This window comes from Stenotrophomonas sp. TWI602 (genome assembly GCF_039674045.1).
Taxonomy (GTDB): Bacteria; Pseudomonadota; Gammaproteobacteria; order Xanthomonadales; family Xanthomonadaceae; genus Stenotrophomonas.
Genome location: NZ_JBDJMT010000019.1, coordinates 15113 through 28604, shown reverse-complemented (window position 1 = coordinate 28604; position 13492 = coordinate 15113). Strand labels below are relative to the sequence as shown.

The following is a 13492-nucleotide window of genomic DNA, read 5'->3' as shown; positions in this document are numbered from 1 at the left end:
GGCAAAAAGCGTCAGGCAACGAAGGGTCGGAACTGCACCCCCAGCCCGGCCATGCCCTCGGTTTCGCCGATCAGGTCCGCGCGCAGCAGCGGACGCGCATCGATGTACGCCTGCGGCAGGATCAGCGACAAGCGCGCGTCATCGGCGGTCAGTTCCAGTGCGGGCATCGGTGTGTCTTCGTGCGCGCGGTTGAGCAGGACCGCCAGGCGCAGCAGCGCGGTCATGCGCCGTGCCGGCTGCAGGAGACGTTCGGGCAGTGCATCGAAGGCGGACTTGGAAATGTTGCGGCGATGGCTGCGCACCAGCGCGGCCAGCAGCTGCTGTTCCTGCCGCGAGAAACCGGCGATGTCCGAGTTCTCCAGCACGTAGCTGCCATGCACGTGGTAACCGCTGTGCGCGATCATCAGGCCGAGCTCGTGCAGCCGCGCGGACCAGCCGAGCATGCGGGCATCGTCCGGATCCAGCTGCCAGCTTTCTTCGACCTGGGCGAGCAGGTTCATGGCCGTGCTTTCCACGCGATCAGCCTGGACGGTATCGATGCCGTAACGCTGGGTCAGTGCCGCGACCGATTCGTCGCGCAGGTCGTTCTCGCTGGCGCGGCCGAGGATGTCGTAGAGAATGCCCTCGCGCATCGCGGCCTTGCTGACCAGCAGCTTCTGCAGCCCGAGTGCCTGGAAGGCGGCTTCGAGTACCAGGATGCCACCGGCGATGATCGGGCGACGATCCGCGGAGAGGCCCGGCAGATCGATGTCTTCGATGCGCTTGGCCTTGAGCAGCTCATCGCGCAGCTGCGGCAATGCCTCGGCGGTGATCGCGCCCTTGCTCAGTTTCATGGTGGCGCAGATTTCGCTGATCGCCTTGTGCGTGCCGGAGGACCCCAGTGCTTCGTGCCAGCCCAGTGCGCGGTACTTGTTGGCGAACTGCTGGAACTCCGCGCCGATTTCGGTCAAGGCGTCCTTCCAGCGCTTCTTGCTCAGCTTGCCGCCCGGGAAGAAGCGGCGCGTGCTGGCGATGCAGCCGGCCTGCAGGCTTTCGCGCTCCAGGGTCTGCATGCCCTGGCCGATGATGAATTCCGTGGAGCCACCGCCGATATCGATCACCAGCCGGCGCTGGTCCGCCTTGGGCGGCTGCGCATGGGCCACGCCGAGGTAGATCAGACGCGCCTCTTCGCGGCCGCTGACCACTTCGATCGCATGCCCGAGCGCGGTTTCGGCCGGCATCAGGAAGGCCTGCGGCGAGCGCAGCTGGCGCACCGTGTTGGTGGCCAGCGCGCGGACGCGTACCGAGGGGATCGCACGGATGCGCTGGCCGAACCGGGCCAGGCATTCCAACGCGCGCTGACGGGCCTCGGCGGACAGGCCGCCTTTGCCATCCAGGCCATCGGCCATGCGCACGGTCTCGCGCAGGCGGTCGACCACCCGCAACTGCCCGAGGGTGTATCGCGCGATGACCATGTGGAAACTGTTGGATCCCAGGTCGATGGCGGCGAGCAGGTCGCCATCCTGCAAAGCGGGCGGAGTCGTGGAGGTATGCGGCATTTGCGAATGTTAGCCGAACGGTGGGTCGCGAAGTCACCGCGCGCCCTTCACATGGGCAGGCTGCGACGACCGGTCGCATCGAAGGGGCAGGCAATTACCGCGTACCGACCAACGGTCGGTACCTACAGACCCTGCAGCAGGGCCATCTGCGCCGCGTGCGGCGGCTCGTCGTGGCCGGGCGTGCACTTGATGTAGCTGCCGTCGGCCTGCAGCTCCCAGGCGTTGAGGTTGTCGTCCAGGTAGTTCTGCAGCACGTCGCGGTAGACCTTGCGTGCCAGTTCCGGGTCCAGGATGGGGAAACAGGTCTCGACCCGGCGCAGCAGGTTGCGCTCCAGCCAGTCCGCGCTGGCGCAGAACAGCTCCGAGGCCCCATCGTTGCCGAACCAGTAGACCCGGCTGTGTTCCAGGAAGCGGCCGACGATCGAGCGCACCCGGATGGTGTCCGAGACACCGGGGACGCCGGGGCGCAGCGTGCAGGCGCCGCGCACGATCAGGTCGATCTGCACGCCCGCCTGCGAGGCCGCGTACAGGGCCCGGATCATCTGGGGTTCGTTGAGGGCGTTCATCTTGGCGATGATCCGCCCCGGACGGCCACTGGCGGCCAGGCGTGTTTCGCGCTCGATCCGCTGCAGCAGACCCGGGTGCAGGGTGAAGGGCGACTGCAGCAGGCGCTTGAGCTTCATCCGCGGGGCCAGCCCGGACAGCTGCTGGAACAGCAGGTGCACATCGTTGCCGATGTCCGGATCGGCGGTGATCAGGCTCAGGTCGGTGTAGGCCCGCGCGGTACCGCTGTGATAGTTGCCGGTGCCCAGGTGCACGTAGCGGCGCAGCTTGCGGCCTTCGCGGCGCACGATCAGCAGCATCTTGGCGTGGGTCTTGAAACCGACCACCCCGTAGACGACCTGCACGCCGGCTTCCTGCAGGCGGTCGGCCAGGCCGAGGTTGGCTTCTTCATCGAAGCGCGCGCGCAGCTCGACCACGACGGTCACGTCCTTGCCGTTGCGTGCGGCCTGGATCAGCGCATCGACGATCAGCGAATCCTTGCCGGTGCGGTACAGCGTCTGCTTGATCGCCAGCACGTTCGGGTCGACGGCCGCCTGCTTGATCACGTCCAGCACGGCAGTGAACGCATCGAAGGGGTGGTGCAGGAGCACATCCCGGCGCGCGACGATCTCGAAGATGCCATCGCTGTCGCGCAGCACGCGCGGGCTCAGCGAGGGGTACTTCAGGTCCGGCCGCTGGATCACGTCGTACAGCTGGACCACGCGGTTGAGGTTGACCGGGCCGTCGATGCGGTAGACCGCGTTTTCGGTCAGCCCGAAGTTCTGCAGCAGGGTGCGCACGATGTCGCGCGGGCAGTCCTGCGCGATCTCCAGCCGCACGGCCGGGCGGTAGCCCCGGTCAACCAGCTCATCGCGCAGCGCCAGCGCCAGGTTCTCGACCTCTTCCTCGTCCACCACCAGCTCGGAATTGCGGGTCACGCGGAACTGATACGCGCCCTGGACTTCCATGCCCGGGAACATCTCATCGACGAACGTGGACAACACCGAGGACAGGAACACGAAGGTCTGCGGGCCGCCGAGTTTTTCCGGCAGCTGGATGATGCGCGGCAGTGAACGCGGTGCACGCACGATCGCCAGATGCCCAGCGCGACCGAACGCGTCGGTGCCCTTGAGCACGACCACGATGTTCAACGACTTGTTGAGGATCTTCGGGAACGGGTGCGACGGATCCAGGCCGAGCGGGGACAGCACCGGCATGATCTCGTTGCGGAAATACGCCCGCAGCCAGCGCTTCTGGCGATGGTTCCAGGAGTGCCGGCCGAGCACGTCGATGCCGGCTTCATGCAGTGCCGGGCGCAGGGTCTCGTTCCAGCAGCGGTACTGCTGGTCCACCAGCTGCGCGGCACGGTCATGGATGGCGTTGAGGATCGCCTGCGGCGTCATGCCGTCCGGCGCTGGCGGCAGGCCGAACTCCTGCGCATGGCGCACCGCGGCCGCGCGGATCTCGAAGAACTCGTCCAGGTTGGTGCAGGAGATGCACATGAAGCGCAAGCGCTCCAGCAGCGGTACCTGCGGGTCCATGGCCTGGGCCAGCACGCGGAAGTTGAAATCCAGCTGCGACAGCTCACGGTTGATGTACAGCGCCGGATCGCGCAGCGGATCGCCGTCCACAGGCACGGCGACGGGAACAGGAGTGCTCATGCGGAAAAGTCTTCAGAAGAAGGAAGGGAGACGACCTCGTTGCGCGCACGCACCTGGTCGGCATCGAAATGGCACGAGAACGTGCTGCCTTTACCCACCTCGCTCTGGATCTCCAGGCGGGCGTGGTGCAGGCCGAGAATGTGTTTGACGATCGACAGCCCCAGGCCGGTGCCGCCGCTTTCGCGCGAGCGGCTGCTGGAGACACGGTAGAAGCGTTCGGTCAGGCGCGGCAGATGGTTGGCCGGGATGCCGTAACCGGTATCGCGTACCGACAGCACCACACCTTCGCCTTCGCGCGCGAACTCCACTTCCACGCGGCCACCGGCCGGGGTGTAGCGCACCGCGTTGGTGACCAGGTTGGAGAATGCGCTGTGCAGTTCCTTGTTGGAGCCCTGCAGATCCACACCGGCGGTATCGATGATGCTGATCTGGTGACGGCCCTGGCTGTGTGCTTCGGCCTCGCGACGCAGCGTGGCCAACATCGGCGTCATCGCCACGGCTTCGGCTTCGGTGTGTTCCTGCGATTCCAGCCGCGACAGGGTGAGCAGGTCTTCGACCAGCTGCGCCATGCGCTGGGATTGCTTGCGCATTTCCTCCAGCATCGGGCCGGTGCCGGGGAAGTCCTCCGGGTCCATCATGTCCAGGTAACCGTGCACTACCGTCAGCGGCGTGCGCAGTTCATGCGAGACGTTGGCGACGAAGTCGCGGCGGACCTGTTCCAGTCGCAGCAGCTTGCTGACGTCGCGTGCGATCAGCAGCCAGTAATCGGGCGAGTAGGGGATCAGGCGCAGGTTGAGGCGGATCGCCGGATCGACCGGGGAGGGCACATCCAGGATCGGTTCGGCATTGCGGCCCCCGGCCAGCCAGTGCGCCAGCGGCATCGGCTGCAGGCGTTCAACCAGCGCTTCGCCCAGGTCGCCCGGGTGGTGCAGACCGAGCAGCGAGGTCGCCGCTTCGTTGAACCACTGCACGCGCTGGCTGTTGCGGTCGACCACCACCACCGCATCCGGCAGCGCGGCCGCAGCAGCGCGATAGCTGCGCAGCATGTCCAGCAGGCGACGCTTGCGCGTGCGCATTTCCCACTGGTTGCGGTAGAGCAGGCGGTCCAGCTCGTTCCATACACCGGTGCCGTCACCCATATCCCAGCGATGGCGCGCGGTGAGGCCGCGCAGCACCCGGCGCAGCCGCCAGTAATGCCACGCCAGTGCACCGATGGAGGCCAGTGCGATGCACATCCACACATGTCCGACTGCCAGGCCCAGCAAGCCGGCCGCGAGCAGCAGGGCGGCGAGGGTGGCCAGCGTTTTCAACCAGGCAGAACGGATGTGGCGGGGCATTGCGGTCTCGCAGAAAGTGCGGTCCTCGGACTCGATCCAAGGTTATAGCAGGAGTGGCCGGAACCGGGCATGCGCGCCCGGGACCGGCCCGACGAGACTCAGGTGGACGTCGAGAACCGGTAGCCGGCGCCGCGTACGGTCTGCACCATGTTCTCCGCGGCGAACGGCTCCAGCGTCTTGCGCAGGCGGCGGATGTGCACGTCGATGGTGCGCTCCTCCACATACACGCTGCCGCCCCACACGTGATCCAGCAACTGGGCGCGGGTGTACACGCGCTCAGGGTGGGTCATGAAGAAGTGCAGCAGACGGTACTCGGTCGGACCGATCGGCACCGGCTGGTCGCCGGCGAAGACGCGGTGCGCGGCGCCATCGATGCGGATCGTACCGACCGCGACGCTGCCATCTTCGTCATCGTCGCGGGCGCGGCGCATGACCGCACGGATGCGGGCCAGCAGTTCGCGCGCCGAGAACGGCTTGACCACGTAGTCGTCCACTCCGGCTTCCAGGCCACCGACGCGGTCGTTCTCTTCCCCGCGCGCGGTCAGCATGATGATCGGCACTTCGCGGGTCAGGGCTTCTTTGCGCCAGCGCCGGGCCAGCTCCAGGCCGCTGGTGCCCGGGAGCATCCAGTCCAGCAGGATCAGGTCCGGGACGCGATCGGCGATGGCGGTCTGCGCCTCGCGCGCGTCGCCGGCATGGATCGGGTCGTAGTCGCCCTTGCGCAGGGCAAAGGCGACCATTTCGCGGATCGCGGGTTCGTCATCGACGATCAGGATGCGTTTCTGCACGTGCCCACCGTATTGCTCATCAGATCGGGATTGAGCTCAGTAGACTACGGTTTCATGACAGGTTTGTGACGAGGGGGCCGTTCCCGTCGTGGGCCGCCATCCCACCGTCACCCGGGCGCGCCTCAGCGGCGGTCCAGCTCCGGGTCGTCGATTCCCTGTCGGCGCATTTCCAGCACCGTGGGGGTGATGCTCTCGATCCGGGCATCGACCCGGGCACGGCCGACATAATCCAGGTTCGGCTGCCGCTTCAAGGCCTGCAGCTGGATCAGCGCCTGCTCCGGGCGGCCACTCAGGTACGCGGCTTCGGCATAGGCCTCGCTGGCCCGGGTGGTGTCGCCAGCCAGTTCGCTGGCGCGGGCGAAGCGCTGCTGGAAGACCGGATCATTGCCGCTTTGCGACAGCATCGGGCGCAGCATCGCCTGCGCGCGCTGGCCGGCCTCGCGGCCGCCTTGCTCATTGAGGATGGCCGCATAGGTCAACGCGACCGGGCGGCTGCCGGGGTGCTGGCGCATCAGGGTTTCGAACCGGGCGTTGGCCTGCACCGGCTGGCCGCTGCGGGACTCGGCCTCGCCCAGCGCCAGCGCCACCCAGACATTGTCCGGGTGGTCGCGCAGCAGCTCGCCCAGATCCCGGGTGGCCTGCGCGGCCGCACTGTTGCGCAGCCGGCCCAGGGCCAGCCCGTAGCGTTGCGGCTCGGTCAGCCCGGTCTTCTGCGCGCGCTGCAGGCTTTCGTATTCCCGGATGACATCGCCGGGGGTGTCGGCGCTGAGCACGCGCAGGCGCTCGCGTGCCCACTCGAACTGGCCGGTGCTGCCGCGGCTGAGCGCGTTGACCGAAATCTGCATTGAGGCCGGCAGCAGCGGATTGCTCCGCCGCACCAGCGGCTCGGAGAGGGCTGGATCGGACGGGTTCACCCGCTCCTGGCGGACCCCGCCGGGCACCTCGGTGGTGAGCAGCACCGTGTCCTTCTTCATCTGCTCGGCGCGGGCCTTGGCCTCGCTGATGCGGGTGGTGGTGACCGGGTGGGTCTGCAGGAAATCCGGGACGCTGTAACCGCCCTGGTTGCCCCGCATCGAGGCCGACATGCGCTCGAAGAAGCCGGCCATCGCATCCACGTCGTAGCCGCTGCGGGCGAGCGTGCGGATGCCCAGGCGGTCGGCCTCGGATTCGTTGGAGCGGGTGTAATTGATCTGGCGCTGCTGCATCAGGCCCATGCCCGAGGTGATCGCGGCCATGGTGGCATCACCGGAGGAGTTGCCGCCGGCCTGCTGCGCGGCCACGATCGCGGCAAGCATGCCGAGCAGGATCGGGATCTGGTCGCGCTGGGCACGTTCGACACCGCGCAGCACGTGCTGCTGGGTGACGTGGGCGATTTCGTGGGACAGCACCGCGGCCACTTCGTCCTCGCGCTCGGCGGTCAGCACCAGGCCCGCGTTGACCCCGATATAGCCGCCGAGGGTGGCAAAGGCGTTGATCTGCCGGTCCTTGAGCATGAAGAAGGTGTAGGACTGACGCGGCTGGGCACTGTTGGAGCCCAACCTGGCGCCCATGGTCTGCAGCCAGTCATCGACCAGCGGATCATCGAGCAGATAGCCGTAGTTGCGCAGTTCGCGCAGCATCATCCCGCCGTACTCGGCCTGCCGGGCCGGGGTCAGCAGCTCGCCGGCCGAGGACCCGATGTCCGGCAGCTTGCTTTCCTGGGCCCCGGCCAGCGGCACGGCCAAGGCCAGGGTCAACGCGGCAGAGAGCAGCAAGGGGCGCAAACGGAGCTCCTGGGGGAAGACGGACGACAGCGTGACAGGGCCAGTGCAACCTGCAGTTAAATCACAGTGTTGCGGTGGTGACGTGGAAAATCCAGCGGACCGCTACCATATACAGACCAACGTTCCGCTGTGGAGTTTCCCGTGAGCCAAGATGCTGTTTCCACCCCCGGTGGCGCACCCGCCATCACCATCTACTCGACCGCGGTGTGCCCGTACTGCGTGGCCGCCAAGAACTTCCTGAAGAGCAAGGGCCGCGACTGGACCGAGGTCCGGATCGATCTGGACCCGGTCGAGCGCGAGAAGATGATGGCCAAGACCCGCCGCACCAGCGTGCCGCAGATCTTCGTGGGCGAGGTCCATGTGGGCGGCTACGACGACATGATGGCGCTGCACCGTGCCGGCAAGCTGGAGCCGCTGCTGGCCGGGCAGGACCCGGCATGAGCGCGGCCGACGACGGCAGCAAGGACCGCATCGCCGAATTCACCGAGTTCCGCCAGCGCATGAACCAGCGCATCCTGGGGGAACCCAACCAGGTCGTGCGCCGCTTCTTCGCGCTGGATACCCAGACCTACCAGGCCGGCGCGCTGGATGTGAAGACCAAGGAGCTGCTGGGCCTGGTCGCCTCGATGGTGCTGCGCTGCGATGACTGCATCAGCTACCACGTGGCCCAGTGCAAGGACGCCGGCGTGACCCGCGAGGAGTTCTTCGAGACCTTCTCGGTCGGCCTGGTGGTCGGCGGCTCGATCGTGATCCCGCACCTGCGCCGGGCCGTGGACTTCCTGGATCAGCTTGAAGGCGGTGCCGACGCGCCGGCTGTTCACGAGCATTGAGACCGGGGCCGACCCGGCCCCGCCGCGGTAGAGCCGACCGTTGGTCGGCTTCGTTGGCCCCCAGCGCTCTCGGTGCTGCAACGGTCTCCCGTTCATGTTCTGGACCACGTTTCCACCGACCAACGGTCGGTGGCTACCCATCGTTCAGCACCCCGTGATTGCCGGCGCGGGGTAGAGGAGGCATGCGCGGCAATTCTGCCTTGCCCGCCTAAGACCAATGGCCCATTTGGGGTCCATCGGGCGGGTAAGGCATAATTGCCGATGAAACTTCCCTTGCGCCCGCGCTTTGCGCACCTCACGGATGGCGCTCCCCCTCGGTTCGGAATACACATCAATGACGCAGAAAATCACGGTCATCCGCGGTGACGGCATCGGCCCGGAGATCATGGACGCTACCCTGTTCGTGCTCGGCAAGCTGGACACCGGCTTTGAATACGAAGACGCCGACGCGGGCCTGGCTGCGCTGGAAAAGCACGGCGATCTGATGCCGGCCTCCACGCTGGAGTCGATCGCACGCAACAAGATCGCGCTGAAGAGCCCGCTGACCACGCCGGTCGGTGGCGGCTTCACCTCGATCAACGTCAGCCTGCGTCGCCATTTCGACCTGTACGCGAACGTGCGTCCGGCGGTCTCGTTCCCGAACACCAAGTCGCGTTTCGGCGACGGCGTGGACCTGATCACCGTCCGTGAGAACACCGAAGGCGCGTACCTGGCCGAAGGCCAGGAAGTGTCGGCCGATGGCGAGACCGCCTTCTCCGGCACCCGCATCACCCGCAAGGGCTCCGAGCGCATCGTGCGCTACGCCTTCGAGCTGGCCCGCAGCACCGGCCGCAAGAAGGTCACCGCCGTGCACAAGGCCAACATCATCAAGTCGACCTCGGGCCTGTTCCTGGCCGTGGCGCGTGAAGTGGCAGCCAAGTACCCGGACATCGAGTTCCAGGAAATGATCGTCGACAACTGCTGCATGCAGCTGGTGATGCGTCCGGAACAGTTCGATGTGATCGTGACCACCAACCTGTTCGGCGACATCATCTCCGACCTGTGTGCCGGTCTGGTCGGCGGCCTGGGCCTGGCCCCGGGTGCCAACATCGGTGAGAACGCGGCGATCTTCGAAGCCGTGCACGGCACCGCGCCGGACATCGCCGGCCAGGGCAAGGCCAATCCGTGCGCGCTGCTGCTGGCCGCTGCGCAGATGCTGGACCACGTCGGCCAGGTCGAGAACGCCGAGCGCCTGCGCAAGGCCATCGTGGCCACGCTGGAAGCCAAGGATTCGCTGACCGGCGACCTGGGTGGCACCGGCAACACCATGGGCTTTGCCCAGGCCATCGCCAGCCGCCTGTAAGCGCGCGGGTCGGTTGTCCAGAAAGCGGGGCGCTGCGGCGTCCCGCTTTTTTGTTGCCTGTTCGATGGCGGGTTCGATGGCGATCCCGAGGGCACGGTCATCCATCAATCTGTGCGAAAAATGCACAGATGGTGTGCGGGTAGCTGGCTGTTGGTGCACGGATCCGGCGCGCACCATGCACGCCATCCCAACCACAGCAGGAGCCTCCCCATGAACTTCGCCTCCCTGATCGGCCTGGCCGGCATCCTCGGTGTCGCCACCGCGTCCGCCCCGCCCGCCGCCGAGCCGGCCCACCCGACGATCCGCCACATGGCGGGCGCGCAGGACGCGAGGGCATTGCCGGCCGGCAAGACCGCGTTGCTGGTGATCGACGTCCAGAATGAGTACTTCGCCGGCGGCCGCATGCCCATCCCTGATGGCGATGCCGCCCTGGCCCAGACCCGCCGTCTGGTGGACTTCGCCGATGCCCACGAGATCCCGGTCATTCACGTCCAGCACGTTCTGCCGGCCGGGGCGCCGCTGTTCGCCGAAGGCGGCCGCACGGTCCAGTTCCACCCGCAGATGCAGCCGCGCAAGGGCGAGCGGGTGATCGCCAAAGACAACGTCAGCGTGTTCGCCGGTGCCTCCGGCCCGGTGCTGGAGCAGGCACTCAAGGAGGCTGGAATCGACACGCTGATCATCGCCGGGCTGCAGACCCACGCCTGCGTCGCCGGTGCTGCACGCGATGCCGCGCCGAAGGGCCTGAACGTGATCGTGTCCTCCGATGCCACCGCCAGCCGTGACCTGGACCTGCGTGACGGCAGCCGGGTCGGGCATGCCAGCCTGCACGCCGCCGCGCTGGCCAGCATCGAAGACACTTACGGCACCGTGCTGGGGACCGATCAGATACTGGCGCTGCCGGTCCGCTGAGCCGCACGGGCCTTGTTATGCTGCCGGCATCGCCACAGGTGCCGGCCGTTGCACGGGAGCGTGATGGACCAGTTTTCCGCCATGAAGGCGTTCCGCAGCATCGTCGATGCCGGCAGTTTCACCGCCGCCGCCGAGCGCATGGACACCACCCATTCGTCGATGTCGCGGCAACTGCGCCAGTTGGAAGCCCACCTGGGTTCACGCCTGCTGGATCGCAACAGCCGCCTGCTGACGCTGACCGAAGCCGGGCGGGCCTATTACCAGGACTGTGTGGACATCCTGGACCGGCTGGAGGTTGCCGAGCAACGCCTGCAGGCCGATCACGATGCACCCAGTGGGCTGTTGCGGGTCAGTGCACCGCTGGTGATCGGCACCCTGGAGCTCTCGCAATGGCTGCCTGCATTCCTGGCGCAATACCCCGGCATCGCGCTGGATCTGTCCTGCGATGATCGCCTGGTCGACCTGATCGGTGGCGGTTTCGACATGGCCCTGCGCATCGCCGGGCCGCTGGCCGACAGCACCTTGGTGGCGCGCGAACTGGCCGTTACCGACATGGTATTGGTGGCATCGCCACGCTACATCGCGCAATGGGGACTGCCACGCCATCCGTCGGATCTGGGCCGGCATGCGCTGATCGGCTTCGGCGGCGCGCGCGCGCTGTCGGCATGGACGTTGACCTCCGCGCGCGGTACGCAGGTGGAGGTCATCCCGCAGGGGCGGCTGCGCGTGGATGCGATCCCCGGGCTGCATGCCGCCGTGTTGGCCGGGCAGGGCATTGCCGCGTTCACCCGCCTGACCGTTCAGGATGATCTGCTGCACGGGCGACTGGTGCGCGTGCTGCCGCAGCACCATGCCGGCCGCCGGCACTATTACGCGGTGTATCCGCATGCCCGCCAGCTGGCCCCGAAGGTGCGCGCGCTGGCCGGATTCATGGCCCGGCATTACGCAGCCCTCCAGCAACTGCCGCCGGTGATCCCCGAGACATGAAAAAGGCGCCTTGCGGCGCCTCTTTCATCGTGCAGTGAGCGTGTGGCTCAGCGCTGCTGGATCTTGGACAGCAGGCGCAGGAATTCCACGTACAGCCACACCAGCGTGACCATCAGGCCGAACGCGCCGTACCACTCCATGTACTTCGGTGCGCGTGCCTCGGCGCCGGTTTCGATGAAGTCGAAATCCAGCACCAGGTTCAACGCGGCCACCACCACCACGAACAGGCTGAAGGCGATGCCCATCCAGCCGCCTTCGTGGATCATCGGCACGTTGATGTTGAAGAAGCTGAGCACAAACGAGGCCAGGTACAGCAGCGCGATGCCGCCGGTTGCCGCCACCACGCCCAGCTTGAAGTTCTCGGTGACCTTGATCAGGCCGCTGCGGTAGACCGCCAGCATCACGAACATCGTGCCGAAGGTCAGCATCACCGCCTGCATCACGATGCCGGGGAACTTGGCATTGAACATCGCCGAGATCGCACCGAGGAACAGGCCTTCGACGAGTGCATACATCGGTGCGGTGACCGGCGACCATTCCTTCTTGAACACGGTCACCAGGGCCAGCACCAGGCCGCCGATCGCGCCAACCAGCGTGTACAGCATGGCGCTGGAGGTGGGCAGGCCATTCGCATCGACTGACTGGCTCCACGCGAAGGCGGCCGTCAGCACGGTGAGCAGCAACAGGACGCCGGTCTTGTTGACGGTGCCGTTGATGGTCATCGCCTGGTCGGGGCGGGCCACGACCGAGCCGCTGGCCAGGTCGAGGAAGGTCGACTCGGAAAGTGCGGGATTGCCGCTGCGCATTGCCAATCTCCTTGATGGGGTAGGGGTTCGGCCATCCGGCCGCTGACCCGAGCATAGCGGAAGCGGCCCTCGGTCACGACGACATGTGAATTGATGTGTGAAAACCGTTGACAGATGCCACACCGATTCCCACAATAGGCGGCTCTTTCGGGGGGAACCCCGGAGGGAAACAAACCGCCGGGGTATAGCGCAGTCTGGTAGCGCGCCTGCTTTGGGAGCAGGATGTCGGGGGTTCGAATCCCTCTACCCCGACCAAGCCCGCTGCTCAAATCGGGATTGGAATGCGACAATCCGGATCGAGCGCCCGTAGCTCAACTGGATAGAGCACCGGCCTTCTAAGCCGGCGGTTACAGGTTCGATTCCTGTCGGGCGCGCCATTCGGTGCAAGCGGTAGGAAGCAAAGTTTTCAGTGGTGGCTGTAGCTCAGTTGGTTAGAGTTCCGGATTGTGATTCCGGTGGTCGGGGGTTCGAGTCCCCTCAGCCACCCCACTGATTCAAACTGGTTCATCGAAAGTGAATCAGGGTTGCAAAAGGCAGCACACACGCTACAATGTGCGCCTGAGTTTTTCAGGGCTGTTAGCTCAGTTGGTAGAGCAGTTGACTCTTAATCAATAGGTCCAAGGTTCGAATCCTTGACAGCCCACCAAGACAGAAGCCATCGGGTCCGCCCGGTGGCTTTTTTCTTGTTCGCGACATGACGTTGAACAGCTGGCGCGTTGGCGGTCTACTGCCGGCATTGGCCGCCCGTTCAAACAAAACGCTTGCGTCGCGTGCAGGAAACCCTGCATAATTCGCCTCCCGATTTTCGGGCTGTTAGCTCAGTTGGTAGAGCAGTTGACTCTTAATCAATAGGTCCAAGGTTCGAATCCTTGACAGCCCACCAAGACAGAAGCCGCCTGGTCCGCCAGGCGGCTTTTTTCTTTTCCGGGGTGCGTATCTGAAAGCCTCCTGAAACCGGGGTCGAACGCGACACCCTGCGTTTCCAAGC

General features: G+C 66.2%; 11 protein-coding genes and 5 tRNA genes. 10 read left to right on the top strand and 6 right to left on the bottom strand.

All coding sequences use genetic code 11. The features are described from left to right. Positions 1-11: 11 nt before the first annotated feature. The 5 genes from ppx to ABE483_RS15185 all read right to left on the bottom strand — a co-directional run bounded on the left by ppx (position 12) and on the right by ABE483_RS15185 (position 7630). Positions 12-1538 (bottom strand): exopolyphosphatase, encoded by a 1527-nt coding sequence (gene ppx / locus ABE483_RS15205; RefSeq protein WP_313209572.1) that lies wholly within the window; start codon positions 1536-1538, stop codon positions 12-14. 122 nt (positions 1539-1660) lie between these two features. Next, positions 1661-3742: a polyphosphate kinase 1 gene (gene ppk1, locus ABE483_RS15200; protein ID WP_313209570.1), complete on the bottom strand. Its 2082-nt coding sequence runs from the start codon at positions 3740-3742 to the stop codon at positions 1661-1663. After that, positions 3739-5079, bottom strand: a complete 1341-nt coding sequence (phoR, locus tag ABE483_RS15195; protein WP_313209568.1) for a phosphate regulon sensor histidine kinase PhoR — start codon at positions 5077-5079, stop codon at positions 3739-3741. Before phoR ends, ppk1 begins: the two co-directional genes overlap by 4 nt. Before the next feature lie 98 nt (positions 5080-5177). Then, a complete protein-coding gene (gene phoB / locus ABE483_RS15190; RefSeq protein WP_121042967.1) occupies positions 5178-5867 on the bottom strand; it encodes a phosphate regulon transcriptional regulator PhoB in 690 nt (229 codons plus the stop codon). Positions 5868-5989: 122 nt separating this feature from the next. Next, complete coding sequence (locus ABE483_RS15185) at positions 5990-7630, bottom strand: M48 family metalloprotease (RefSeq protein WP_346481964.1); 1641 nt, start codon at positions 7628-7630, stop codon at positions 5990-5992. Positions 7631-7771: 141 nt separating this feature from the next. Between ABE483_RS15185 and grxC the strand changes: the two genes are divergently transcribed. From grxC to ABE483_RS15160, 5 genes are all read left to right on the top strand, one after another. Further along, positions 7772-8071 (top strand): glutaredoxin 3, encoded by a 300-nt coding sequence (grxC, locus tag ABE483_RS15180; RefSeq protein ID WP_019185813.1) that lies wholly within the window; start codon positions 7772-7774, stop codon positions 8069-8071. After that, the gene (locus ABE483_RS15175; protein ID WP_256776270.1) at positions 8068-8460 is read left to right on the top strand and encodes a carboxymuconolactone decarboxylase family protein; all 393 of its coding nucleotides are present in this window, start codon (positions 8068-8070) and stop codon (positions 8458-8460) included. Before grxC ends, ABE483_RS15175 begins: the two co-directional genes overlap by 4 nt. Positions 8461-8794: 334 nt before the next feature. Beyond that, on the top strand, positions 8795-9802 hold the full coding sequence (locus ABE483_RS15170; protein ID WP_313209560.1) for an isocitrate dehydrogenase: 1008 nt from the start codon (positions 8795-8797) through the stop codon (positions 9800-9802). A gap of 210 nt (positions 9803-10012) precedes the next feature. Beyond that, a complete protein-coding gene (locus ABE483_RS15165) occupies positions 10013-10711 on the top strand; it encodes a cysteine hydrolase (RefSeq protein ID WP_346481963.1) in 699 nt (232 codons plus the stop codon). A 63-nt stretch (positions 10712-10774) separates the two neighbouring features. Then, entirely contained in the window at positions 10775-11698 is a 924-nt protein-coding gene (locus ABE483_RS15160; protein ID WP_346481962.1) for a LysR family transcriptional regulator, read from the top strand. A 47-nt stretch (positions 11699-11745) separates the two neighbouring features. On the opposite strand, the gene ABE483_RS15155 is transcribed toward ABE483_RS15160, so the two are convergent. Beyond that, a complete protein-coding gene (locus ABE483_RS15155) occupies positions 11746-12504 on the bottom strand; it encodes a Bax inhibitor-1/YccA family protein (protein ID WP_313209552.1) in 759 nt (252 codons plus the stop codon). Between the two features lie 178 nt (positions 12505-12682). On the opposite strand from ABE483_RS15155, the gene ABE483_RS15150 reads away from it, so the two are divergent. The 5 genes from ABE483_RS15150 (at position 12683) to ABE483_RS15130 (ending at position 13387) form a co-directional block, all read left to right on the top strand. After that, positions 12683-12759: transfer RNA gene (locus ABE483_RS15150), tRNA-Pro, on the top strand. 45 nt (positions 12760-12804) lie between these two features. Next, positions 12805-12881, top strand: a tRNA-Arg gene (locus tag ABE483_RS15145). A 35-nt stretch (positions 12882-12916) separates the two neighbouring features. Continuing rightward, positions 12917-12993 (top strand) — tRNA-His (locus ABE483_RS15140). An 81-nt stretch (positions 12994-13074) separates the two neighbouring features. Next, a tRNA-Lys gene (locus ABE483_RS15135) sits at positions 13075-13150 on the top strand. A 161-nt stretch (positions 13151-13311) separates the two neighbouring features. Further along, positions 13312-13387 (top strand) — tRNA-Lys (locus ABE483_RS15130). The last annotated feature ends 105 nt before the right edge of the window (positions 13388-13492 follow it).